At 64.3% G+C, this 23,677-nt stretch carries 26 protein-coding genes and 2 tRNA genes; 19 read left to right on the top strand and 9 right to left on the bottom strand.

Annotated features, from left to right (window positions below; genetic code table 11):
• Positions 1-237: 237 nt before the first annotated feature.
• A tRNA-Pro gene (locus IQ35_RS06280) sits at positions 238-314 on the bottom strand.
• A 99-nt stretch (positions 315-413) separates the two neighbouring features.
• Positions 414-710 (bottom strand): JAB domain-containing protein, encoded by a 297-nt coding sequence (locus tag IQ35_RS06275; RefSeq protein ID WP_021247153.1) that lies wholly within the window; start codon positions 708-710, stop codon positions 414-416.
• Positions 711-887: 177 nt separating this feature from the next.
• Here IQ35_RS06275 and thyA point away from each other — a divergent pair, with 177 nt between their 5' ends.
• The 4 genes from thyA to IQ35_RS06255 all read left to right on the top strand — a co-directional run bounded on the left by thyA (position 888) and on the right by IQ35_RS06255 (position 5,680).
• Positions 888-1,835 carry a thymidylate synthase gene (gene thyA / locus IQ35_RS06270; RefSeq protein WP_021247152.1) on the top strand — a complete coding sequence of 316 codons (948 nt, stop codon included), beginning with the start codon at positions 888-890 and terminating at the stop codon, positions 1,833-1,835.
• Between the two features lie 107 nt (positions 1,836-1,942).
• Positions 1,943-3,238, top strand: a complete 1,296-nt coding sequence (locus IQ35_RS06265) for a 3-methyl-2-oxobutanoate dehydrogenase (2-methylpropanoyl-transferring) subunit alpha (protein WP_145072284.1) — start codon at positions 1,943-1,945, stop codon at positions 3,236-3,238.
• A 41-nt stretch (positions 3,239-3,279) separates the two neighbouring features.
• Positions 3,280-4,284 (top strand): alpha-ketoacid dehydrogenase subunit beta, encoded by a 1,005-nt coding sequence (locus tag IQ35_RS06260; protein ID WP_051187270.1) that lies wholly within the window; start codon positions 3,280-3,282, stop codon positions 4,282-4,284.
• A 103-nt stretch (positions 4,285-4,387) separates the two neighbouring features.
• Positions 4,388-5,680 carry a dihydrolipoamide acetyltransferase family protein gene (locus IQ35_RS06255; protein WP_021247149.1) on the top strand — a complete coding sequence of 431 codons (1,293 nt, stop codon included), beginning with the start codon at positions 4,388-4,390 and terminating at the stop codon, positions 5,678-5,680.
• 15 nt (positions 5,681-5,695) lie between these two features.
• On the opposite strand, the gene IQ35_RS06250 is transcribed toward IQ35_RS06255, so the two are convergent.
• Positions 5,696-6,163, bottom strand: a complete 468-nt coding sequence (locus tag IQ35_RS06250) for a hypothetical protein (RefSeq protein ID WP_021247148.1) — start codon at positions 6,161-6,163, stop codon at positions 5,696-5,698.
• A 170-nt stretch (positions 6,164-6,333) separates the two neighbouring features.
• Between IQ35_RS06250 and IQ35_RS06245 the strand changes: the two genes are divergently transcribed.
• Together IQ35_RS06245 and IQ35_RS06240 are read left to right on the top strand one after the other, a co-directional pair.
• Positions 6,334-7,488 (top strand): AI-2E family transporter, encoded by a 1,155-nt coding sequence (locus IQ35_RS06245; RefSeq protein WP_021247147.1) that lies wholly within the window; start codon positions 6,334-6,336, stop codon positions 7,486-7,488.
• Between the two features lie 41 nt (positions 7,489-7,529).
• Positions 7,530-7,606: transfer RNA gene (locus IQ35_RS06240), tRNA-Asp, on the top strand.
• Positions 7,607-7,692: 86 nt separating this feature from the next.
• Here IQ35_RS06240 and aqpZ read toward each other — a convergent pair.
• From aqpZ to IQ35_RS06215, 5 genes are all read right to left on the bottom strand, one after another.
• A complete protein-coding gene (aqpZ, locus tag IQ35_RS06235; protein ID WP_031292367.1) occupies positions 7,693-8,421 on the bottom strand; it encodes an aquaporin Z in 729 nt (242 codons plus the stop codon).
• A gap of 251 nt (positions 8,422-8,672) precedes the next feature.
• Positions 8,673-8,900: a DUF2842 domain-containing protein gene (locus tag IQ35_RS06230; RefSeq protein WP_021247145.1), complete on the bottom strand. Its 228-nt coding sequence runs from the start codon at positions 8,898-8,900 to the stop codon at positions 8,673-8,675.
• Positions 8,897-9,487: a 5-formyltetrahydrofolate cyclo-ligase gene (locus tag IQ35_RS06225; protein ID WP_021247144.1), complete on the bottom strand. Its 591-nt coding sequence runs from the start codon at positions 9,485-9,487 to the stop codon at positions 8,897-8,899. The genes IQ35_RS06230 and IQ35_RS06225 overlap by 4 nt, the downstream gene beginning before the upstream one ends.
• Positions 9,488-9,704: 217 nt before the next feature.
• Positions 9,705-10,040 (bottom strand): cell division protein ZapA, encoded by a 336-nt coding sequence (locus tag IQ35_RS06220; RefSeq protein WP_021247143.1) that lies wholly within the window; start codon positions 10,038-10,040, stop codon positions 9,705-9,707.
• A complete protein-coding gene (locus IQ35_RS06215; RefSeq protein ID WP_236614835.1) occupies positions 10,033-10,227 on the bottom strand; it encodes a hypothetical protein in 195 nt (64 codons plus the stop codon). Before IQ35_RS06215 ends, IQ35_RS06220 begins: the two co-directional genes overlap by 8 nt.
• A gap of 172 nt (positions 10,228-10,399) precedes the next feature.
• Here IQ35_RS06215 and tkt point away from each other — a divergent pair, with 172 nt between their 5' ends.
• From tkt to IQ35_RS06195, 4 genes are all read left to right on the top strand, one after another.
• Entirely contained in the window at positions 10,400-12,358 is a 1,959-nt protein-coding gene (tkt, locus tag IQ35_RS06210; protein WP_145072283.1) for a transketolase, read from the top strand.
• A gap of 39 nt (positions 12,359-12,397) precedes the next feature.
• A complete protein-coding gene (gene gap / locus IQ35_RS06205; protein WP_145072282.1) occupies positions 12,398-13,408 on the top strand; it encodes a type I glyceraldehyde-3-phosphate dehydrogenase in 1,011 nt (336 codons plus the stop codon).
• 90 nt (positions 13,409-13,498) lie between these two features.
• Entirely contained in the window at positions 13,499-14,671 is a 1,173-nt protein-coding gene (locus IQ35_RS06200) for a phosphoglycerate kinase (RefSeq protein ID WP_031292361.1), read from the top strand.
• Positions 14,672-14,725: 54 nt separating this feature from the next.
• Positions 14,726-15,631, top strand: a complete 906-nt coding sequence (locus IQ35_RS06195) for a fructose bisphosphate aldolase (RefSeq protein ID WP_021247138.1) — start codon at positions 14,726-14,728, stop codon at positions 15,629-15,631.
• A 42-nt stretch (positions 15,632-15,673) separates the two neighbouring features.
• On the opposite strand, the gene IQ35_RS06190 is transcribed toward IQ35_RS06195, so the two are convergent.
• Positions 15,674-16,405, bottom strand: coding sequence for a DUF72 domain-containing protein (locus IQ35_RS06190; protein WP_021247137.1), 732 nt, complete (start codon positions 16,403-16,405; stop codon positions 15,674-15,676).
• A gap of 75 nt (positions 16,406-16,480) precedes the next feature.
• Here IQ35_RS06190 and thiE point away from each other — a divergent pair, with 75 nt between their 5' ends.
• The 9 genes from thiE (at position 16,481) to IQ35_RS06145 (ending at position 23,664) form a co-directional block, all read left to right on the top strand.
• On the top strand, positions 16,481-17,179 hold the full coding sequence (thiE, locus tag IQ35_RS06185) for a thiamine phosphate synthase (RefSeq protein WP_145072281.1): 699 nt from the start codon (positions 16,481-16,483) through the stop codon (positions 17,177-17,179).
• A gap of 51 nt (positions 17,180-17,230) precedes the next feature.
• Positions 17,231-18,313 carry a L,D-transpeptidase family protein gene (locus tag IQ35_RS06180; RefSeq protein ID WP_021247135.1) on the top strand — a complete coding sequence of 361 codons (1,083 nt, stop codon included), beginning with the start codon at positions 17,231-17,233 and terminating at the stop codon, positions 18,311-18,313.
• Between the two features lie 13 nt (positions 18,314-18,326).
• Positions 18,327-18,899: a M23 family metallopeptidase gene (locus IQ35_RS06175; protein ID WP_145072305.1), complete on the top strand. Its 573-nt coding sequence runs from the start codon at positions 18,327-18,329 to the stop codon at positions 18,897-18,899.
• Between the two features lie 114 nt (positions 18,900-19,013).
• Positions 19,014-19,577: an elongation factor P gene (efp, locus tag IQ35_RS06170; protein ID WP_021247133.1), complete on the top strand. Its 564-nt coding sequence runs from the start codon at positions 19,014-19,016 to the stop codon at positions 19,575-19,577.
• Between the two features lie 140 nt (positions 19,578-19,717).
• Positions 19,718-20,530, top strand: a complete 813-nt coding sequence (locus tag IQ35_RS06165; protein ID WP_145072280.1) for an inositol monophosphatase family protein — start codon at positions 19,718-19,720, stop codon at positions 20,528-20,530.
• 127 nt (positions 20,531-20,657) lie between these two features.
• Positions 20,658-21,032 carry an NADH-quinone oxidoreductase subunit A gene (locus IQ35_RS06160; protein WP_021247131.1) on the top strand — a complete coding sequence of 125 codons (375 nt, stop codon included), beginning with the start codon at positions 20,658-20,660 and terminating at the stop codon, positions 21,030-21,032.
• The gene (locus tag IQ35_RS06155) at positions 21,023-21,577 is read left to right on the top strand and encodes a NuoB/complex I 20 kDa subunit family protein (protein ID WP_031292355.1); all 555 of its coding nucleotides are present in this window, start codon (positions 21,023-21,025) and stop codon (positions 21,575-21,577) included. The genes IQ35_RS06160 and IQ35_RS06155 overlap by 10 nt, the downstream gene beginning before the upstream one ends.
• Positions 21,578-21,592: 15 nt before the next feature.
• Positions 21,593-22,429 (top strand): NADH-quinone oxidoreductase subunit C, encoded by an 837-nt coding sequence (locus tag IQ35_RS06150; RefSeq protein ID WP_145072279.1) that lies wholly within the window; start codon positions 21,593-21,595, stop codon positions 22,427-22,429.
• Positions 22,429-23,664 carry an NADH-quinone oxidoreductase subunit D gene (locus IQ35_RS06145; protein ID WP_062066685.1) on the top strand — a complete coding sequence of 412 codons (1,236 nt, stop codon included), beginning with the start codon at positions 22,429-22,431 and terminating at the stop codon, positions 23,662-23,664. The genes IQ35_RS06150 and IQ35_RS06145 overlap by 1 nt, the downstream gene beginning before the upstream one ends.
• The last annotated feature ends 13 nt before the right edge of the window (positions 23,665-23,677 follow it).

The following is a 23,677-nucleotide window of genomic DNA, read 5'->3' as shown; positions in this document are numbered from 1 at the left end:
AGCATAGCCATTCAGAAATCGCGGTCCAACTGCAACTCGAATTGAAGCTTTGTGATATTTTGGATGAGCATAGCCATTCAGAAATCGCGGTCCAACTGCAACTTCACTTGCACCGAACACGAGGAGCCCGTCAGCATAGCCATTCAGAAATCACGGATTAGCGTGGTGTACCGTTGCTGGCTGGTTCCAACTCGCTTCAACAAGATTGAAACAGCTAAAGTTCGAAAAGTGAATAATTGGTCGGGGAGAGAGGATTCGAACCTCCGGCCCCTGCCTCCCGAAGACAGTGCTCTACCAGGCTGAGCTACTCCCCGACCGTCGGCGGGATCGCTGTGCGAACCCGCTGGGCAGGCCGCAGCCTATAGAGGCGGCTTTTCGGGCTGGCAAGCGGCTGGGTACGCTTTTTTTGCCGGCTACAACAACCCCGCCGCCCGAAAGGAGAAGCGGTCGTTCCGCGCGTCGATCACATGATCCGCCAATATGATGTCGAGCGGGCGGAGATGGCGGTAGAGCGAGCGCGTCAATGCGATGTCGGACGGGCGGGGGGTGGCCATCCTGTCCTTCCTGCGCCGCTGATGGAGCGCCAGCCAGCGGCTCTTGAATTGCAGCAGCTGCCGGACGGTGGCGCGCCAGTCCTCCGCCGGTCGCAGGCGGTGCAGCGAACGCCAATGTTCGTCCAGAATCACGATTTCGATTTCGATATCCTCCATGCCTGCACAGTGCCGCGAGCGGCCGGGCGGGAGCCATGGCAATCTTGTCCGCTCCGCTCGCCAACTATCGCCATTTCGGCGCATTTTCCTTCATGGGTGCGATTCGATTGGCGGATGCGGTCCGCTGGGTTAGAGGCGGATTATGAGATTCACCGATCCGTCAGGAAGGCCGCTGCGTTGATCGATCATGCCACCTCGCCCGCTCCGCATTATGAGCGGCAATATCTGGATTTGATGCGCCGGATCTGGACGCAGGGGGACGAACGGATCGACCGCACGGGCGTCGGTACGCGATCCATATTGGGCGCGATGATGCGCTTTTCGCTGGCGGGGGATCATGTGCCCTTGCTCACCACCAAGCGGGTCTATTGGAAGGTCGCCGCGCGGGAGATGCTCTGGTTCCTGACGGGGGACACCAATATCCGCGAACTGGTGCGGCAAGGCGTGCATATCTGGACCGACTGGCCGCTTGACGCCTATCGCAAGGCCAGCGGCGAGGTGATCGACCGCGACACCTTCGAACAGCGAATCGTCGAGGACGCCGATTTCGCCGCGCGCTGGGGCGATCTCGGTCCCGTCTATGGCGCGCAATGGGTGAACTGGCCGCTTTACGAGCCGGCCGGGGACGGCCTCTATCGCCGCGCGGAGAAGGGGCGCAACCAGATCGCCGAACTGGTCGACGCGATTCGCCGGACGCCTGGCTCGCGCCGCCTGCTCTTCACCGGCTGGAATGTCGCGGAACTGCCGCGCATGGCGCTGCCGCCCTGCCACATGACCTACCAGTTCCAGGTGGCGGACGGCCGCCTCAACGGCCTGCTGTTCCAGCGCAGTTGCGATCTGGGCCTGGGTTTTGCCTTCAATATCTTCGGCCTGTCGATGATGACCCGGATGCTGGCCCAGCAATGCGATCTGGAGCCGGGCGAGGTGGTCTGGCAGGGCGGGGACGTGCACCTCTACCTCAACCACGCCGGACTGGTGGAGGAGCAGTTGAGCCGTATCCCGTCGGGCGCGCCGAAGCTGCGGATCAATCGACGGCCTTCGAGCATTTTCGACTACAGGATAGAAGACTTCGAAGTGCTGGATTACGCGCCGCAATCGCACATCGCCGCGCCGGTGGCGGTGTGAGGGGGGCGAGGATCGACTTTATCGGGTAAGCCACCCTTGCCTTGTGCGGCGTTGAAATATAATAATTACCGTAAGTAATTTTATTGCAACGTGCAAGAGGAGGCGGGATGAGCGACCGGACAGGATCTGGCGCGGGCGAAGGCATGGCGGGGCGCAACCTGCCGACCCTTGAGCTGCATGTGCCCGAGCCGAAATTCCGGCCAGGCGACAGCGTCGATTTCTCCCATTTCGATATCCCCGCGGCGGACGCCACGCCGCGCCCGGACGAGGCGGTCCAGCCCGCCCAGATCCGCGACCTCGCCTATGGCCTGATTCGCGTGCTGGATGAGGATGGGGCGGCGGTCGGCCAGTGGAATCCCAACCTGCCGCCCGAAACGCTTTTGCGGATGCTGCGCTATATGGCGCTGACCCGCGCCTTCGACGCGCGCATGTTCCGCGCCCAGCGGCAGGGCAAGACCAGCTTCTACATGAAATCGACCGGCGAGGAGGCGGTGTCCGTCGGCGCGGCGCTGGCGCTTGCGCGCGACGACATGTGTTTCCCCAGCTATCGCCAGCAGGGCATATTGATCGCGCGCGACTGGCCCATCATCGACATGATGAACCAGATTTATTCCAATACCGGCGACCGGCTGAAAGGGCGCCAGCTTCCCATCATGTATTCGGCGCGGGAGGCCGGGTTCTTCTCGATCTCCGGCAACCTCACCACGCAATATCCGCAGGCGGTGGGCTGGGCGATGGCGAGCGCGGCCAAGGGCGACACGCGCATCGCCGCGACCTGGTGCGGCGAAGGCTCCACGGCGGAAGGCGACTTCCATTCCGCCTGCACCTTCGCCAGCGTCTATCGCGCGCCGGTTATCATGAATATCGTGAATAACCAGTGGGCTATCAGCAGCTTTTCAGGTTTTGCGGGAGCAGAGGCAACGACCTTCGCGGCGCGGGCCGTGGGCTATGGCATTGCGGGCCTGCGCGTCGACGGCAATGACGTGCTGGCGGTCTATGCCGCGACCCGCTGGGCCGCCGACCGGGCGCGATCCAATGCCGGGCCGACGCTGATCGAGCATTTCACCTATCGCGTGGAAGGGCACAGCACCTCCGACGATCCCAGCGCCTATCGCTCGGCGGAGGAAAGCAGCCTCTGGCCGCTGGGCGATCCGATCGCGCGGTTGAAACAGCATTGCATCCGCCTGGGCATCTGGGACGAGGAGCGCCATGCCGCGATGGACAAGGAGCTTGCCGAAATGGTCCGCGACGCCGCGCGGGAGGCGGAGAAGAACGGGATATTGGGCCATGGCCTCCATCATCCGATGGAGTCCCTGTTCGAGGACGTGTTCGAGGAGATGCCCTGGCACCTGAAGGAACAGCAGCAGCAGATGCTCGACGAATGGAAGGCGGCGGGACTGTGAGCGAGGGCATGACGCAGAAGGCGCGCGCCGACGCGCAGCAGATGAACATGATCCAGGCGATCAACAGCGCGCTGGACGTGATGATGGAGCGCGACGCGCAAGTGGTCGTGATGGGCGAGGATGTCGGCTATTTCGGCGGCGTCTTCCGCGCCACGGCGGGTCTTCAGCAGAAATATGGCAAGAACCGCGTGTTCGACACGCCGATCACCGAATGCGGCATCATCGGCGTGGCGGTGGGCATGGGCGCCTATGGCCTGCGCCCGGTGCCGGAAATCCAGTTCGCCGACTATATCTATCCCGCGCTGGACCAGCTCGTCTCCGAAGCCGCGCGCCTGCGCTATCGTTCGGCGGGAGAGTTCATCGCGCCGATGACGGTGCGTTCGCCCTTTGGCGGCGGCATCTTCGGCGGCCAGACGCACAGCCAGTCGCCCGAAGGCATCTTCACACATGTTTCCGGCGTCAAGACGGTGATTCCCGCGACGCCCTATGACGCCAAAGGGCTGCTGATCGCGGCCATCGAGGATAATGATCCGACGATCTTCTTCGAGCCGAAGCGCATCTATAACGGCCCGTTCGACGGGCATTACGACACGCCGGCGAAAAGCTGGGCCGGCCACCCGCAAGCGCAGGTGCCGACCGGTTATTACCGCGTGCCGCTGGGGCAGGCGCGGACGGTGCGGGCCGGGGAGGCGCTGACCATCCTCTGCTATGGCACGATGGTTCATGTGGTCGAGAACATCGTCGCGGCCATGGGGCTGGATGCGGAGATCGTCGACCTCCGCACGCTCGTTCCCCTTGATATCGACGCCGTAGAGGCGTCGGTGAAGAAGACCGGCCGCTGCCTGATCGTCCATGAAGCGACGCGGACCAGCGGCTTCGGCGCCGAGCTTTCGGCGCTGGTGCAGGAACGCTGCTTCTACCATCTCGAAGCGCCGATCGAGCGCGTCACCGGCTTTGACACGCCCTATCCGCACAGCCTGGAATGGGCCTATTTCCCCGGCCCGGTGCGGATCCGCGAGGCCATCGCCAAGATCATGAAGGACTGATCATGTCCAACCCCTTCCGTTGGTTTCGAGCGAAGTCGAGAAATGGAAGCGTGTTCACCTTGCCTCGTGTCTCGACTTCGCTCGACACGAACGGAGTTGTGTAATGGCGCTATTCACATTCAAGCTGCCGGACATCGGCGAAGGCATTTCCGAGGCGGAGATCGTCGGCTGGCACGTCAAGGTCGGCGACCGGGTGGAGGAAGACCAGCCCATCGCCGACATGATGACCGACAAGGCGACCGTGGAAATGGAAAGCCCCGTCGCGGGAACGGTTGTGCGCCTTGCGGGAGAGCCGGGCGATCAGGTCGCCATTGGCTCCGTTCTGGTGGAGATCGAGACGGAAGGAGAGGGCGAAGTCGTCCCCGCCGCCGAAGCGCCGCCGCCCTCGGAAGAAACCATCGCTGCGGAAACGCCCGGTGAGGCGATGATCGAGGCAGAACCCCCCGTTCGCCCCGAGCCGGTTGCTCCGCCTGTCCCGAAAGCGGAAGAACGGAGCTTGGACACCGGAACGCGGCAGGAGATTCCCGCACATGCCGCACCCATCCCCGCATCCCCCGCCGTCCGCGCGCGCGCCAGGGAGCTGGGCATCGACCTCGCGCAGGTGAAGCATGGCGGCGATCGCATCCGTCATGCCGATCTGGACGCCTATCTGCTTTACGGGGCGGGGCAAGGCTATCATCCGGCGGGCCGCCCGGCGAAGCGCCCGGACGAGGCGGTCAAGGTCATCGGGATGCGCCGCCGCATCGCGGAAAACATGGCCGCGTCGAAGCGCCACATCCCGCATTTCACCTATGTCGAGGAAATCGACGTCACCGAACTGGAGGCCCTGCGCGAGCAGTTGAACGCAAGCCGGGGCGACCGCCCCAAGCTCACCCTATTGCCGCTGCTGATCGCGGGCATCTGCCGCACGCTGCCGGAATTTCCGATGCTGAACGCCCGCTATGACGACGAGGCGGGCGTGGTGACTCGCTATGGCGCGGTGCATCTGGGCATGGCGACGCAGACCGATGCGGGCCTGATGGTCCCCGTCATCCGCGACGCGCAGGACCGCAATATCTGGCAACTCGCTTCGGAAATCCGTCGCCTCGCCGAAGCCGCGCGCACCGGCAAGGCGAAATCGGAGGAGCTGTCCGGCTCGACGCTCACCATCACATCGCTGGGCACGCTGGGCGGCATCGCCACCACGCCGGTCATCAACCGGCCCGAAGTCGCGATCATCGGTCCCAACCGCGTGATCGAGCGGCCCGTCTTCCGGGGCAGGGAGGTCGTGGCGGCCAAGCTCATGAACATGTCGGTAAGCTGCGACCACCGCGTCGTCGACGGGTGGGACGCGGCGAGCTTCGTCCAGGCGCTCAAGAAGCGTCTGGAAACGCCCGCGCTGCTGTTCGTGGACTGAGGGTAAAGGGAAGGGCTATCGCGCGACGGCGCGGTAGCTCAGCCGGCCGCTTTCGCCGGGCAGGGCGCTACGGGGCAGCGTCCAGCGCACATGCGTCACATCTTCCGGTCCGGCGCGGCGCACGCCGCCCAAAGGCGTCGGCAGCCAGAACTGGTCCAGCCGTCCCCAATGCGCGCCGCCATCGACCGACACGTCCATCCCGGGGTCGCTGGCGTCGACCCGTGCGCCGCGCGGCACCGCTTTGGTGATCGCGAAACCTTTTGCCGGGTTGCTTCCTTCATTGCGCCAATGGACCACGAACACAAGCTGATCGCCCGGCGCTATGCGGTCGGCGTTGGAAAGAACGCGGCGCTCGCGTCCGTTGATATCGGTCGTGACCCGCTCCACGAACATCCGGGTGTCGAGCCGCATGGCCTGTTGCGCGATTGCAACCGACGGCGCCGTCAGGGTCGCCAGCGCGCAAAGCCAGCGTGCGATCGTCATGTGTAGCCCCGTTCCTTCCTCTTCGGGCCGGAATGTGCCGCGCAGAAGCGAATATTCGGTTAAGGCGGCGTTTTCCTTCCCGCCGCCGTCCTGCGGCCCAAATCGAAATTGACGCCTCCTTTCTACGGGCGCACAGCATTTCTCCGAAGCTGGGCAAGGACGGATTGGCGATGATACCGACGGACGAGCAGGAGGTCATCAGGCGGCGCGACCGGCTGCTGGCGTCCATCGCGCTCTGCACGGGGCTGGGGTTGCTGCTGGCCTTGCCTTTCGCGCTCAGCGCGGGCGCGGAATTCTTCCTGCCGCTGACCGCCGCGCTGGTCGTCGCCATCGCGCTGGTGCCCTTTCTGGAGTGGATGGAGCGGCGGCGCGTTCCTCCGGCGCTGGCCGCGCTGATCGCCGTTATCGCTTTCCTGCTGGTGGCCAACACCGCGCTGGTGCTGATTATCGTTCCCGCGACGGACTGGTTCAGCATATTGCCGCAGCGATTGCCCCGGATTCAGTCCAACCTCGCGCCGCTGATCGATTATTATTCCCAGTTGCAGCGCTTCGTCGACGAAACCGTTCAGATGCTGGCGAGCGGCCCCGTGGCGGCGGCCCAGACCGCCGCGGTCGATGCCCCCCGCTCGCTGCTGCAATTCGCGGCGACGTCGGCGCCGTCCGCGATCATCCAGATGGTGTTCGGCCTGCTCATCATCTATTTCTTCCTCGCGGGCTGGACGAAGCTGCGGCGGCGCACGATCAACAGTCGGGACAGCTTCGACGGAGCCATGGCCGTGGCGCGCGTCATCCAGAATGTCGTGGACGCGACGTCCGCCTATGTGCTGACCATCGCGACCGTGAACCTGTGCCTGGGCGCGGCGGTCGCGCTGTCCCTGTGGCTGGTGGGAATGCCTTCGCCGCTGATGTGGGGCGGCATCGTCGCGCTGCTCAACTTCATCCCCTATTTCGGGCCGATGCTGGCGGCGGTGCTGCTGGCGTTGGGCGGATTGATGGTGTTCGACGATCCATGGTGGGCGTTGCTGCCCTCCGCCTTGCAGGTCGGCTTTCATCTGGTCGAGGCCAATATCGTGACGCCGATGATTCTGGGGCGGCGGCTGACGATGAATCCGCTGCTGATTCTGGTGTCGCTGGCCTTTTGGGGATGGGTGTGGGGAACGCCCGGCGCGTTGTTGGGCGTGCCGCTGCTCATCATCATCCAGACCGTCGTTTCGGCCGCCGGAACCCCGGATATTGCCGGTTTCCTGTTCGAGCGCGGCACGTTGGTCGTCTCTCCGCGCAAAGAAAATGGAGAGAAAGAAGAAACTCCTGTTGCGGACGGTTGACAGGCGAAGCGCGCCCGCATAGATGCCCGCCCACACCAAACGCGGGTGTAGCTCAGTTGGTTAGAGCGCCGGCCTGTCACGCCGGAGGTCGCGGGTTCGAGCCCCGTCACTCGCGCCATCTTTCACGAAGGATGGCCCGGATTTTCCCGCTTCATGGACCCGCGATCAGGGCCGACGCCGAAGCATCGGCCCCGTGCCCTTCCTTTACAGATTATCGCCCACCACCGGCGCTTTGTCCTCCGCCGCGAGCCAGCGATAGACGCCGCCGGCGATCACCGCGCCGGCAATCGGCGCGACCCAGAACAGCCAGAGCTGTTGCAGGGCTATCCCTCCGACCAGCAATGCCGGACCCGTGCTGCGCGCGGGATTGACCGACGTGTTGGTGACCGGAATGCTGATGAGGTGGATCAGCGTCAGTGCGAGCCCGATGGCGATCGGCGCGAAACCGGCGGGCGCGCGGTTGTCGGTGGACCCCAGGATCACGCTCAGGAAGCCGAAAGTCAGCACGATTTCGATGGCGAAGGCCGACGACAGCATATAGCCGCCGGGCGAATTGGCGCCATAGCCGTTCACGGCCAGGCCATTGCCCATCAGCACGAAGTCCGGCTCCCCGCTCGCGATATAGAGCAGCAGCGCGGCGGCGATCACGCCCCCCACCAGCTGCGCGACGATATAGGGCGCGATGTCCCGCGTGGGAAAGCGCCCGCCCGCCCACAGGCCGATGGTCACGGCGGGATTGAGGTGGCATCCCGATATGTGGCCGATGGAATAGGCCATGGTCAGCAATGTCAGGCCGAAAGCCAGGCTGACGCCCAGCAGACCGATGCCCACATCGGGAAAGGCCGCCGCCAGCACGGCGCTGCCGCATCCGCCGAAAACAAGCCAGAATGTACCGAAGGTTTCCGCAAACAATCTCTTGCTCATTGGCACCATCTTGTCCTCCTGTTGCGCTGCGCCACCATCATGTCGGGTGTCGTGGCGGGGTGGCTCCGCCCGTGAAGCTGGGGGAAAGAGCGCGCGGGAGAGGGGCGCCGTCGTGGGCGCTTGCGGATCGCCATGATGGGTCGATGGCCATGCCTTCGCCTCCCCCTGCGGCCGGGCGATGGCGGTCCGTCTAATGCGGCTATCCGTTACGACCCCTTAACGGTTTGGGAGATATACCGAAAAGGAAGGGCTGTCACGGTTTATCCGCGCCGCCAGCGGCCCGTCTCCATCCAGGCCAGCAGGCGCTTCAAGGGCAGGACCCATATCCAGATAAGGCCAAGGAAGACATAGACCGGCACCTGCGCGATCATCGGCAGTCGCCCGATCAGGCCGGAAAGGCTGCCCACCAGCACAGCCCAGAGCAGGATGAGCGCCAGGATGATGAACATACCCGCGGGCTTGCGCCAGCTCGGTTCATATTGCTTCACGGCTCATTCCCCTCGATCAGTTCCACTTCGGTCAGGACCATGTGCAGCGGCAGATCCCACGGATCGGCGGGGATCGCCTCCTGCTCCTGCGCTGACCATGCCAGCCCTATGCGCAGAGCGTCCGGGTGGCGCGCAAAGGCCCGGTCGTAATAGCCGCCCCCTTGACCCAGCCGGTTCATCGCCCGGTCGAATCCCAGCAGCGGCGCGATGATGGCGTCGGGCGCCATCGGCCCGTCGCCCGGTTCGGGATGGCTGGTGCCGAAGGGACCGGGCAGCAACTGCGCATGCGGATGCCAGGACAGGAACTCCATGCTCCCGATCCGGTCGATCACGCGCGGCAGGAGCACGACCTTTCCCATGTCGATCAGCTTTGCGGCCAGCCGTTGCGCGGGCGCTTCATCCTCGATCCCGATATAGAGCGCTACCGTCCGCGCATCCTCCAGCCGCTTCGCCAGCGGAGAGGGCAGCGCCTTGAACGCCAGCCGGTGCGCCAGCGGGTCCAGTCCCGCCACAAAGGCGCGCCGCCGCTGCCGCGCAAGGGCGCGCAATGTGGGTTTGCCGGGCGTGTCGCTATGCTCGTCGCTCATATGCTGGCCCTTTGCGTCAGGGCGGCGGCGAAGGGAAGGGAAAAGGGGTGACGGGACCGCCTCGGCCGTTTGCTGGAAAATCCTCTGACGCCTCAACGTCAGGTGGGGACCATGTAGATCGGGCCAGGGCCCGCCCAGGGACAGCCCCCGTGGATGTGATTATCGCCTCAGGGATGTTCGCTAAAGCTCGTACCAGGCAGTACCCGTCACCTCCTATTTAGGCGTCCGCGGCCGGGGCGGCAAGTCCATCGCTCAGCTTTTCCAGCCGGGCCGTCAGAGCTTCTATCGCCAGCACCGCCGGATCGTCTTCGCCGCCCAGCGGCAAGGCTTCCTGCCGCCCGGCGACTTCGCGCTTCATGTCGTTGAGTTCGTCGGCCAGGAACAGCGCCGCGAACAGCAATGTCCGCACCTCCGTCAGTCCCGGAGTCGATTGCTGCGCCATCCGCGCCTTGCGCTCGATCAGGCCGGCGAGATGCGCCAGATGCGTTTCCTCGCCGTCGCGGCAGCGCAGGTCATATTGCCGCCCGGCGATAGTGAGCGTGGTTTCAGCCATGCGCGCCTTCCTTGAGTTCGCCGATCAGCGCGTCCAGCGACTTGAGCGCGGCGCGCGCCGCCGCCGCATCGACGCTGGAAGAGGGGGAAGGGGAAACGGACGGCCCCAGCCTGTCCATATTCTGTTCCAGACGGTCGATTGCGCGTTCCAGCGCGTCGATCGCCTGCTTCATGCGGTCGCTTGCCATGGCCCTGCATAGCGAAACTTGCCGCCGCGAAAAAGCCGTGATTGAACGGTCCGGCGCGGCGGCGATCCCGCCCATGGTTGACGCATGGGGCTTGACGGGACAAAGGAAGCCCGATTCCGACTCGCCTGCATGATGCGGGCATCTCGCCAGACAGGAAAGACGCCCGCCCCCGATGACCGTTTCCGAAAAAACGCTCGCCAATGCCATTCGCGCCCTCTCCATGGACGCGGTTCAGGCTGCCAATAGCGGGCATCCGGGTATGCCCATGGGCATGGCCGATGTCGCCACGGTTCTCTTTTCCGATTATCTGAAGTTCGATCCGGGCCAGCCCAAATGGGCCGACCGCGACCGCTTCGTGCTGTCGGCGGGCCATGGGTCGATGCTGATCTACTCGCTGCTGCACCTGACCGGCTATGCGCGCCCGACCATCGAGGACATCCGCAATTTCCGCCAGTTGAACAGTCCTTGCGCCGGCCACCCGGAAAATTTCGAGCTGGCGGGGGTCGAGGCGACCACCGGGCCGCTCGGCTCCGGCCTCGCCACCGCCGTCGGTATGGCGATTGCGGAGCGGCACCTGAATGCCCAGTTCGGCGACGATCTGGTCGACCATCGGACATGGGTGATCGCGGGCGACGGCTGCCTGATGGAAGGCATCAACCATGAAGCCATCGGTCTGGCGGGGCATCTGAACCTTGGCCGCCTGATCGTGCTGTGGGACGATAACAAGATCACCATCGACGGCGCGGTGGACCTGTCCTCCAACGAAGACGTGCGCGCCCGCTATGCCGCAACCGGCTGGCATGTCGTGTCCTGCGACGGCCATGACACGGCCGATGTGCGCCGCGCCATCGACGAGGCGCTGGCCGATCCGCGTCCCTCGTTGATCGCCTGCTCCACCAAGATCGGTTATGGCGCGCCCAACAAGGCAGGCACGTCCGGCGTCCACGGCTCCGCGCTGGGCGAAGCGGAAGTCGCCGCCGCGCGCGAATTTCTCGGCTGGGCAGCCGAACCGTTCGTCATCCCCGAAGATGTCGCCGCCGGATGGCGCGAGATCGGCGCGAGGGGCGCACCTGTTCGCGCCGAATGGGAAGGCCGTCTCGCAAGCAACGGACAAAAGGCGGAATTCGAGCGCCGCATGGCGGGGGAACTGCCCGCCGGTTTCTCGCTCGATGCCTATATCGACAGCCTGATCGCTGCGCCGCAGAAGGTGGCGACCCGCAAGGCCAGCGAACTGGCACTGGGCGCGATCAACGACCTGCTGCCCGAAACCGTGGGCGGATCGGCCGACCTCACCGGCTCCAACAACACCAAGACCAAGTCCACCGGGCCGCTGACCCGTGACGATTATGCGGGCCGCTACATCTATTACGGCATCCGCGAATTCGGCATGGCCTGCGCGATGAACGGCATGGCGCTGCACGGTGGCGTCATCCCCTATGGCGGCACATTCCTCGTCTTCTCCGATTATATGCGCGGCGGCATCCGCCTGGCCGCGCTTCAGCAGCAGCGAGTGATCCACGTTCTGACGCATGATTCCATCGGCCTTGGCGAAGACGGCCCGACGCATCAGCCGATCGAGCATGTCATGTCGCTCCGGATGATCCCCAATCTCGACGTTTACCGCCCGGCCGACGTGGTCGAGACGGCGGAATGCTGGGAATTGGCGCTCAAGGATGCGACTGGTCCCTCCGTATTGGCGCTCACCCGCCAGAACCTGCCGCAGCTCCGCACCGAAAAGGCGGGCGAAAATCTGTCGGCCAAGGGCGCCTACCGCCTGCGCGCGGCCAAGGCGGACCGCAAGGTGGTGCTGATCGCCACCGGATCGGAAGTCGAGATCGCCGCCGCCACCGCCGATGCGCTCGAAGCGCAGGGCATCGGCGCGGATGTCGTCTCCATGCCGAGCTGGGCGCATTTCGAGGCGCAGACGCAGTCGTACAAGGACGACATTCTGCCGCAGGGCGTCTTGCACGCGTCGATTGAGGCGGGCACGACCTTCGGCTGGGAACGCTATGCCTCGCTGCGTTTCGGTATCGACAGCTTTGGCGCATCGGCTCCGGCCGAGGTGCTCTACGACCATTTCGGCCTCACCGCCGCCAAGATCGCGCCGCAGATCGCGGCCGCGCTCGCCTGAACATATCCAAGCCAACACGCAAAACGGGAGTCAATTGCAGTGGCAACGAAGGTAGCAATCAACGGTTTCGGGCGCATCGGCCGCCTTGTCGCGCGCGCCATCCTGGAGCGTAACGATCATGACCTCGAACTGGTCAGCATCAACGACCTGGGCGATGCCAAGTCCAATGCCCTGCTGTTCAAGCGCGACAGTGTCCACGGCAATTTCCCCGGCGAAGTGAGCGTCGACGGCGATGCCCTCGTCATCAACGGCAAGCGCATCGCCGTCACCGCCGAACGCGATCCGGCCAAGCTGCCCCATGCCGCGCAGGGCGTGGACATCGCCCTCGAATGCACCGGCATCTTCGCCGACAAGGCGAAGGCAAGCGCCCACCTGACCGCAGGCGCGAAGCGCGTCGTCATCTCCGCCCCCGCGACGGGCGTGGACAAGACGGTCGTTTACGGCGTCAACCATGACTCGCTGAGCGCCGACGACGTGGTGATTTCCAACGCAAGCTGCACCACCAACTGCCTCGCCCCGCTCGCCAAGGTGCTGCACGACGCCATCGGCATCGAAAGCGGCTTCATGACGACGATCCACAGCTATACCAACGACCAGAACACGCTGGACCAGATTCACAAGGACATGCGCCGCGCCCGCGCCGCCGCTTTGTCGATAATCCCGACCACCACCGGCGCCGCCCGCGCGGTGGGTGAAGTGCTGCCTGACCTCAAGGGCAAGCTGGACGGCTCCTCGGTCCGCGTGCCGACCCCGAACGTCTCGGTCGTTGACCTCAAGTTCATCGCCAGGCGCGACACGACTGTCGAGGAAGTCAACGGCCTGCTGAAGGCCGCATCGGAATCCGGCCCGCTCAAGGGTATCCTCGGCTATTCGGACGAACCGCTGGTGTCGATCGACTATAATGGCGATCCGCGCAGCTCCACCGTCGACAGCCTGGAAACGGCGGTCATCGACGGCAAGCTGGTCCGCGTGCTGAGCTGGTATGACAATGAATGGGGTTTCTCGAACCGCATGATCGACACGACCGGCGTGGTCGCGAAGTATCTTTAATATCCTTGCCGCCGCCGGTTCCCGTGACCGGCGGCGGCTTTCCTTGCAGCAGGGGAGTGCGGCGTGAAGCCCTTCAAGACGCTTGACGACATGGGCGACATCAACGGCAAGGCCGTGCTGGTGCGCGAGGATCTGAACGTGCCGATGCAGGACGGTTCGGTCAGCGACGACACCCGCCTGCGCGCCGCGATGCCGACCATTCTCGAACTGGCCGACCGGGGCGCGAAGGTGCTGATCCTCGCCCATTTCGGCCGTCCCAAGGGGCAGAAGAACCCGGAATTTTCGCTGAGCAAGATCACGCGCCCGCTTTCGCAGGTGCTGGGCCGCGAAGTGCAATTCATCCCCGATTGCGCGGGACAGGCGGCGGTCGACGGCATCGCGGTGATGCGCCCCGGCGATATCGCGATCCTGGAAAACACCCGCTTCCACCCCGGCGAGGAAAAGAACGATCCCGCGCTGGCGGACGCGATGGCCGCCATCGGCGACCTGTATGTGAACGACGCCTTCTCCGCCGCGCACCGCGCCCATGCCTCGACCGAGGGGCTGGCGCACAAACTGCCCGCTTTTGCCGGGCGCTCGATGGAGAAGGAACTGAACGCCCTCCAGGCGGCGCTCGGCCAGCCGGTGAAACCGGTCGCGGCGGTTGTCGGCGGGGCGAAGGTTTCGACCAAGCTGGATGTGCTCAACAACCTCGTCGCGAAGGTCGATCATCTCATCATCGGCGGCGGCATGGCGAATACCTTTCTCCATGCGCGCGGCGTCGATGTCGGCAAGTCGCTGTGCGAGAAGGATCTGGCGGATACCGCCGAAGCGATTTTCGAAGCCGCCGACCGTGCCGGCTGCACCATCCATCTGCCCTATGACGTGGCGGTGGCAAAGGAATTCGCGGCCAATCCGCCCTCGCTCCGCATCTGCAACGTCCATGAAGTCGCGGCGGACGAAATGATCCTCGATGTCGGTCCCGCCGCTGTCGAGGCGCTGGGCGATGTGCTCAAAAATTGCCGCACGCTGGTCTGGAACGGTCCGCTTGGCGCGTTCGAGATCGCGCCTTTCGACAAGGCGACCGTGGCGCTGGCCAGGACCGCCGCCGCGCTCACCCGGGAAGGCCAGCTTATATCCGTCGCAGGCGGAGGCGACACCGTCGCCGCGCTCAACCATGCGGGCGTTGCGGGTGACTTCACCTTCGTCTCCACGGCGGGCGGCGCCTTCCTCGAATGGATGGAAGGCAAGGAACTGCCGGGCGTCAAGGCGCTGATGGCCTGAATATTCACCGCGCGGCCGGAGGGGCGGCGCGACCAATCGAGAAGGTATGTGCAGATGCTGGATCAGGAAATGACCAACAAGATCGCGGACGGCAACGGTTTTATCGCCGCGCTCGACCAGAGCGGCGGCTCCACGCCCAAGGCGCTCAAGGGCTATGGCGTCGAGGAAGACGCCTGGACGACCGAAGAGGAGATGTTCGGCCTGATCCACGCCATGCGGAGCCGCATCATCACCTCGCCCGCCTTCACCGGCGACAAGGTGCTGGGCGCGATCCTGTTCGAGCGGACCATGGACGGACAGGCGGGCGGCAAGCCCGTGCCGCAGGCGCTGATCGAGCGCGGCGTCGTCCCCTTCATCAAGATCGACAAGGGCCTTGAGGACGAAGCGAACGGCGTCCAGCTCATGAAGCCGATGCCGGAACTGGATGCGCTCTTGAAGCGTGCCAAGGCGCTGGGCGTCTACGGCACCAAGGAACGCTCGGTCATCAATCTCGCCAACCGCGAGGGCATCGCCGCCATCGTGAAGCAGCAGTTCGAAATCGGCCAACAGGTGCTTGCCGCCGGTCTGATGCCGATCATCGAGCCGGAAGTGAACATCAAGTCGCCCGAACGGGCCGAAGCCGACCAGATATTGCTGGAGGAAATCGTCAAGAATCTCGACGCGCTGCCGGGCGATGACAAGGTGATGCTCAAGCTTTCGCTCCCCGCCAAGTCCGGCTTGTTCGATCCGCTGGTCGACCATCCCCGCGTGTTGCGCGTCGTGGCGCTGTCGGGCGGCTTCAAGCGCCCCGAAGCCTGCGTCGAACTCGCCAAAAACCGGGGCATCATCGCCAGCTTCAGTCGCGCGCTGCTGGAAGACCTGCGCCACCAGATGAGCGACGATGAATTCAACGCCTCGCTGGGCGGGGCGATCGACGAGATCTACAACGCCTCGACCGCCAAGACCCCGGTCGCGGCCTGATCCGAACATCCAGAACGCCGGGCGCGGAGCCGATCGGTTCCGTCAGCGCCCGGCGTTCTGGCCCAGCATATCCTTCAACAAGCGCGCGTCCTTGATGGCCTCCGCATTATAATCATTGTTGAAATAGGCCCAGACGGAGCGGCCCTTTCGGCCCTGCTCGGTCATCCATTCGGCCCAGCCGGTCAGTTTCCTTTCGCCATAGCGGCCATGATATTTGCCATCCGCGCCGTGAAAACGGACATAGGCGGTCGATCCCATGGCCAGGCGCGGGCTTGCCGATCCGGACATGTCGTGAACGCACAAGGCTGCGCCGTGGCGGTCCAGCAGCGTATAAACCTCCTCCACATACCAGCTTGCATGCCGAAATTCGAAGACAGGCACCGGATCGCGGGGACAGATGCGGAGGAAATTTTCCAGCCTGTCGATGTCCAGCGGAAAATGCGGCGGCAACTGGTAGAGAACCGGCCCCAGCGTGGTGGAGAAATGGCGGAACGACGCCATCATCCTTTCCAACGGTTCCTCGCAGTCCTTGAGCTTCTTCATCTGCGTGAGGTAACGGTTCGCCTTCACTGCGTAGCAAAAGCCCGGCGGCGCCTGTGCCCGCCAGCGGTCCACCAGTTCGGGGCCGGGCAGGCGATAGAAGCTGTTGTTGATTTCCACCGTATCGAAATGTTCGGCATAGAAAGCGAACCAGTGCTTCGCCGCCAGTTTCTCCGGGTAGAAACGGCCGCGCCAATCGCGATAATTCCACCCTGAACAACCGATCCGGATCATCCGGCAAGAACGCGGCGGCAGCGGAAACGGGTCCACTCTTCCCCAGCATGGGCAAAAGCGGCTAAAGGCAGGGCCATGACTGACTTCACCGAAGAAGAACTGGCCCTCGACCCCGGTTTCGCGGCCCGTTTCGAGCGCGACAAACGCCGCCCGCCCTGCCAGCTTTACCTGATCTCGCCGCCCCTGATCGACGCGCCCTTCACCGACCGCCTCGCCGCCGCGCTGGACGGAGGGGACGTCGCCGCCTTCCAGCTTCGGCTGAAAGGGATTGACGACCATGCCATTGCCCGCGCCGCCGAGCCGCTGCAAAAACTCTGCGCCGATCGCGAAGTCGCCTTCATCGTCAATGACAGCATCGCGCTCGCCAAGCGCCTTGGGGCGGACGGCGTGCATCTGGGGCAGTCCGACGGCGACCCGCGCGAAGCCCGCCAGCTCCTTGGCCCTTCGGCCCAGATCGGCGTCACCTGCCATGACAGCCGCCACCTCGCGATGGAAGCGGGGGAGGCGGGGGCGGATTATGTCGCCTTCGGCGCCTTCTACCCCACCACGACCAAGGAAACGCGTCATCGGGCGGAGCCGTCTATCCTGAGCTGGTGGGTCACGCTGTTTGAACTGCCCTGCGTCGCCATTGGGGGCATTACGGCGGCCAACGCGGCCCCGCTGGTCGCGGCGGGCGCGGATTTCCTCGCGGTCAGCGGCGCGGTCTGGAACCATGCGGAAGGACCGCGCGCGGGCGTCGCCGCCTTCGCTCCGGCGCTGGCGCGCGTAGCCTGACGCATCCTTTCAAGGCCCCCGGCGTTTCTTCTGGACAATCAGGAGAATGCCGTGCGTCCTTATGTCCTGTCCGCCCTGATCGCCCTCTGCGCGACCGCCTGCAACAGCCAGCCGTCCTCACCCGCTTCCCGCGAAAATCCGCAGCCTCAACAACCGCAGGCCGCTCGGCAGGCCGAACCCTATGCCTTCGCGATCCAGCCGGAACCGGCGGGGCAGCCTCCGCGCGCCGAGTCGGTCCTTCAGGCACAGGTCGCGCTCGACCGGGCGGGATTCTCGCCCGGCGTGATCGACGGGAAGGAAGGCATGTCGTTCACCGATGCCGTGCGCGGTTTCCAGCAGTCCCGCGATCTCCCCGAAACCGGCAAATATGACGAAGCCACGGCCAGGGCGCTGCTGGGCGGCAATCCCCAGCCCGCCACATGGCTCGTCCGCATTCCCGACGGCTTTGCAAAGGGGCCGTTCTTCGCCATTCCCAAGGATTTGAACGAACAGGCCAAGCTCCCCGCGCTGGGTTATCGCAACCTGTTGGAAAAGCTGGCCGAACGCTTCCACACCCGGCCCGAGGCGCTGGTCGCGCTCAATCCGCCCAACACGAAGATCGGTCCCGGCGCGGTCATCCGCGTGCCCGCCATCGCCAACCAGCCGGTCGCCCGCATCGAAGGCGACGATCGCGGCTGGGGTGAGACGCTCGCCAGCCTCGCGGTGGCCGCCGACCAGACGCAGGCCGATCATATCATCGTCGACAAATCCGAAGGACTGCTCAAGGTTTATGATGAAAAGGACAAGCTGATCGCGCAGTTCCCCGCCACCATGGGGTCGGGACACGATCCGTTGCCCATCGGCGACTGGACCATCAAGGGGATCAGCCGCAATCCCGATTTTCACTATAATCCCGCCCTGTTCTGGGACGCGGACAAATCGGATGGGAAGGCGCTCCTGAAACCTGGTCCTAACGGGCCGGTCGGCGTCGCGTGGATCGACCTGTCAAAGCCGCATTACGGCATTCACGGCACGCCGGAGCCGCAGAATATCGGCCGCACCGAAAGCCATGGCTGCATCCGCCTCACCAACTGGGACGCCGCCCGGCTCGCCCAGATGGTCAAGACCGGCGTGAAGGCGCATTTCCAGCCGTGAGCGCGGGATGAGGATGGGCGCGAGGGGCTGGACCGGGATTGCGCTGGCGGTCCTGCTCTGCGTGCTGTTCCTGTCGCTTTGCGTGCGGATCGTGCCCGGCGGCGCGCCTGAGGCCCCTCCACCGGAACCTTCCGCCCCCGTTTCCGATAATGCGAGCCTGCTGATTCCCGTGGAAGGCGTGGCCATCGACGCCCTGACCGACACCTTCACCCAGTCGCGCGCCCAGGGCGCTCGCCCGCACGATGCCATCGACATCATGGCGGCGCGGGGCGCGGCGGTGCTCGCCGCTGCCGATGGCCGCATCGAAAAGCTGTTCTGGAGCGGGGAGGGCGGACGGACCATTTATGAACGCTCGCCCGACGGCCGGCGCATTTATTATTACGCGCATCTGGAGGGTTATGCGCCGGGCCTGCGCGAAGGGCAGACGGTCCGGCGCGGCCAGCGCATCGCCATCGTCGGCAGCACGGGCAACGCCGATCCGTCCGCCCCGCATCTCCATTTCGCCGTGCATGTCGCGCAACCGGGCGAACCCTGGCATGGCGGGCGGCCCGTCAATCCCTATCCGCTGCTCACGGGCAGGCGCTGACCGCCGGAAGTCGCTTCCGGCCCTTGCCCTGCGGCCCGTCTGGATGTAGAGGCGCGCCCAGCCTCTCAAAGGCCGGCTCTTTTCCATCCACAGACATATAGGCAGGCTCTTCCCATGAAGATCAGCGGCGTGGACATCCGTCCCGGCAACAATATCGAATATGAAGGTGGCCTGTGGCGCGCCGTCAAGATCCAGCACACCCAGCCCGGCAAGGGCGGCGCCTATATGCAGGTGGAACTCAAGAACCTGATCGACGGGCGCAAGAACAACGTCCGTTTCCGCTCCGCCGAAACGGTCGAGCGCATCCGGCTCGACACCAAGGATTTCCAGTATCTCTATGCGGAAGGCGACATGCTCGTCTTCATGGATACCGAAACCTATGAGCAGATCAACCTGCCGCTCGACCTGGTCGGCGACGCGGCCGCCTTCCTTCAGGACGGCATGATGGTCATGCTTGAAATGTATGAGGAACGCCCCATCTCCGTGCAGCTTCCCGAAACGGTCGAAGCGACCGTGGTGGAAGCCGACGCCGTGGTGAAGGGCCAGACCGCCTCGGCCAGCTACAAGCCCGCGATCCTCGACAACGGCGTGCGCGTCATGGTGCCGCCGCACATCGTCACGGGCACGCGGATCATCGTCGACGTCTACGAACGCGAATATGTAAAGCGCGCGGACTGATTGCATAATCGCCCTTCCGCCTGCGGAAGGGACAGGGGGGTGGGTGGCGAGCGCAGGCGAGCCTTCCGCCTTTTCCTTTTCAGGGCGTCTCCAAACCCCGCACCCATATCCCTCCGTTGGTGGAGGGAGGAGAAAAGAACATGGTATCGCACTCCGGCCTTCTCACCGTCATGGAACGCGCTGTCCGCAAGGCAGGCTCCAAGCTGCGCCGCGACTTTGGCGAGGTCGAGCATCTCCAGGTCAGCCGCAAGGGGCCGGCGGACTTCGTGTCTTTGGCCGACAAACGCTGCGAGGAAACGCTGGTCGAGGAATTGCAGCGCGCGCGCCCCGACTGGGGTTTCCTGCTGGAAGAGGGCGGCATGATCGAAGGCGATCCCAACAAGCCGCGCTGGATCATCGACCCGCTCGATGGCACCACCAACTTTCTGCACGGGATTCCGCATTTCGCGATCTCGATCGCAGTGGAAGAGCCGCTTTATGGGGGCAGGAAGGAAATCACCACCGGCCTGGTCTATCAGCCGATCACCGACGAAAGCTATTGGGCCGAAAAGAACCGGGGCGCCTGGCGCCACGACCAGCGCCTGCGAGTCTCCGCCCGCCGCGACATGGGTGAATGCCTGATCGCGACCGGCATCCCGTTCATGGGTCATGGCGATTTCGCCCAATGGACCCGCATTTTCGGCGCGGTCGCGCCTTCGGTCGCGGGCATCCGTCGTTTCGGCGCGGCCTCGCTCGACCTCGCCCATGTCGCCTCCGGCCGGTATGACGGTTTCTGGGAAAGCGGACTCCAGCCGTGGGACGTGGCGGCAGGCATATTGATGGTGCGCGAAGCGGGCGGCTTCGTCACCGACTTCCGCGGCGGCGACCAGCCGATCGAGCGGCGTGAGGTTATCGCGGGCAACGATGCCGTCCACAGCAAGCTGCACAAGCTGGTCGCCGGAGCGCTGCGCTAAGGCCGATAGCGTCGAAGCACAGGGCTTCCGCGCTTTTTGCGATTCATTCTCAGGGGCCTGCCCCCTTGCTTCGCATATGCAGCAGTCCTAAAGCGCGCCCATAGTCATTTTCGCCCAGGGGATTCCGTTGGTCGATCTCGCCCAATATCTTCCGATCCTGATCTTTCTTGGGATCGCCTTGCTGCTTTCCAGCGCCTTCGTCTTTCTGCCGATGCTGGTGGGGCGCCTGACCGGCGCGCACAAGCCCGATCCGGCAAAGCTCTCGGAATATGAATGCGGCTTTCCCGCTTTCGAAGAGCCGCGCAGCCAGTTTGACGTGCGCTTCTACCTCGTCGCGATCCTGTTCATCATCTTCGATCTGGAAGCGGCGTTTCTCTTTCCCTGGGCGGTCAGTCTCGAACAGATCGGCTGGGCCGGATGGGCGACGATGATGGTGTTCATAGGCGAACTGGTGCTCGGCCTTGTCTATGCGTGGAAGAAGGGAGCACTCGATTGGGAGTAGAACTGACAGGTCCCGCCCCCGGCACCATGCCGCCGGTGGGGACTCAGCCCGACCAGGATTTCTTCAACGCGCTGAACACCGAAGTCAGCGACAAGGGCTTCCTTGTCACGTCGACCGAGGACCTGTTCACCTGGGCGCGCACCGGCTCGCTGTGGTGGATGACCTTCGGCCTTGCCTGCTGCGCGGTGGAGATGATCCACGTCAACATGCCGCGCTATGACATGGAGCGGTTCGGGGCGGCCCCGCGCGCGTCTCCGCGCCAGTCGGACGTCATGATCGTCGCGGGCACGCTCTGCAACAAGATGGCTCCGGCGTTGCGGAAGGTCTACGACCAGATGTCGGAACCGAAATATGTGATTTCCATGGGGTCGTGCGCGAATGGCGGCGGCTATTATCACTATAGCTATTCGGTCGTGCGCGGCTGCGACCGGATCGTGCCGGTGGACATCTATGTCCCCGGTTGCCCGCCGACCGCCGAAGCGCTGCTTTACGGCGTGATGCAGCTACAGCGGAAGATCCGCCGCATTGGGACTTTCGAACGTTGAGGGACTCGCGCTGATATGGGACATTCCGCTCCAAAGATCGCGGCCATCCCCGGCATTGCGGAAGAGATTGCCGGACTGCTGGGTTCGATGCTGATCGAAACCGTCGATCATGCAGGCGAACTGAGCTTCACCGTCGTTCGCGAAAAGCTGGCCGACGCGATGGAAGTGCTGCGCGGCCGCGCGCACTATCAGCAGCTCATGGAAGTGGCGGGCGTCGATTATCCCGAACGGCCGGAACGCTTCGAGGTCTGCTATCATCTGCTGTCCGTCACCCGCAATCACCGCGTCCGCGTCAAGGTTTCGACCGACGAGGATACGCCCGTCCCCAGCGTCACGCACATCTGGCCCGTCGCGGGCTGGCTGGAGCGCGAGGTGTTCGACATGTATGGGGTGATTTTTTCCGGCAATCCCGACCTGCGCCGTATCCTGACCGACTATGGGTTCAAGGGGTATCCGCAGCGCAAGGACTTTCCGCTGACCGGCTATGTCGAGCTGCGCTATTCCGAAGAGGACAAGCGCGTCGTCTATGAGCCTGTTCGCCTCGCGCAGGATTTCCGCAGCTTCGATTTCATGAGTCCCTGGGAAGGCGCGCAATATGTGCTGCCGGGCGATGAGAAGGCGCCGCAGGCGCCCGGCGCGCCGTCGCCCGCGCCTGCTCCGCCGCCGCCGCCCGCCGCCCCCAAGGGCGAGGAGAAGGGCGACAAGCCGAAGGTAACGGAAAAGTCCGGCGATAGCGGAGCCGGCGAGCCGACCGACAGCAAGGCGAACGCGAAGTCCCCTGAAGCGCCGGCCAAGCCCGCCGCCGACACCGATGAAGGCAAAGGCGCTGCCAAGCCCGAGGACAAGGCCTGATGTCCGATTATATCGAAAAACTGGATCATAAGATCAATGCCGACGATCCGACGCTCGGCGATACGGAGATTCAGAACTACACCATCAACTTCGGCCCGCAGCATCCCGCGGCGCACGGCGTGTTGCGCCTTGTCATGGAACTGGACGGCGAGATCGTGGAACGCTGCGATCCGCATGTCGGCCTGCTCCATCGCGGCACCGAAAAGCTGATCGAATATAAGACCTATTTGCAGGCGCTGCCTTATTTCGACCGGCTGGACTATTGCTCGCCGCTCGGCATGGAGCATAGCTATGTGCTGGCGATCGAGAAGCTGCTGAACCTCGAAGTGCCGCTGCGCGCCCAATATCTGCGCGTGTTCTTCGCGGAACTGACCCGCATCAGCAACCACATGTTGAACCTTGGCTCGCACGTCATGGACGTCGGCGCGATGACGCCGAACCTGTGGCTGTTCGAAATCCGCGAGGACTGCCTCAACTTCTTCGAGCGGGCGTCCGGCGCTCGGATGCATTCGGCTTATTTCCGGCCGGGCGGCGTGCATCAGGATGTGCCGCTCAAGCTGCTCACCGACATCGCCGACTGGCTCGACACGCGCCTGCCGCGCCTGTTCGAGGACGCGATCTCGCTGGTGGCGGACAACCGCATCTTCAAGCAGCGCAATGTCGACATCGCCGTTGTCAGCAAGGAAGATGCGCTGAAATGGGGTTTCTCCGGGCCGATGATCCGGGGCAGCGGCATTGCATGGGACATCCGCAAGTCGCAGCCCTATGATGTCTATGACCGGATGGAGTTCGACGTGCCGGTCGGCACCAATTACGACTGCTACGACCGCTTCATGGTCCGCGTCGAGGAAGTCCGTCAGTCCGCACGGATCATGAAACAGTGTCTCAACGACATGCCGGAAGGTCCGATCGCCAGCTTCGACCGCAAGGTCTCCCCGCCCAAGCGCGGCGAGATGAAGCAGTCGATGGAAGCGCTGATCCACCATTTCAAGCTCTATACCGAGGGATTCCATGTGCCCGCGGGCGAGGTCTATGTGGCGACCGAAAGCCCCAAGGGCGAATTCGGCGTTTATCTGGTCGCGGACGGCAGCAACAAACCCTATCGCTGCAAGATCCGCCCGACCGCCTTCTCGCATTTGCAAGCGATGGATTTCATGCTGAAGGGCCACATGCTGGCCGACACCACCGCTGTCTTGGGCGCGATGGACATCGTGTTCGGGGAGTGTGACCGGTGAGGGGTGCAATGGT

Source organism: Sphingobium wenxiniae, from assembly GCF_007830065.1.
In the GTDB taxonomy this organism is placed as follows: domain Bacteria; phylum Pseudomonadota; class Alphaproteobacteria; order Sphingomonadales; family Sphingomonadaceae; genus Sphingobium; species Sphingobium wenxiniae.
The sequence above is the reverse complement of the archived record's forward strand: the minus strand, read 5'-3'. Positions and strand labels throughout refer to the sequence as shown.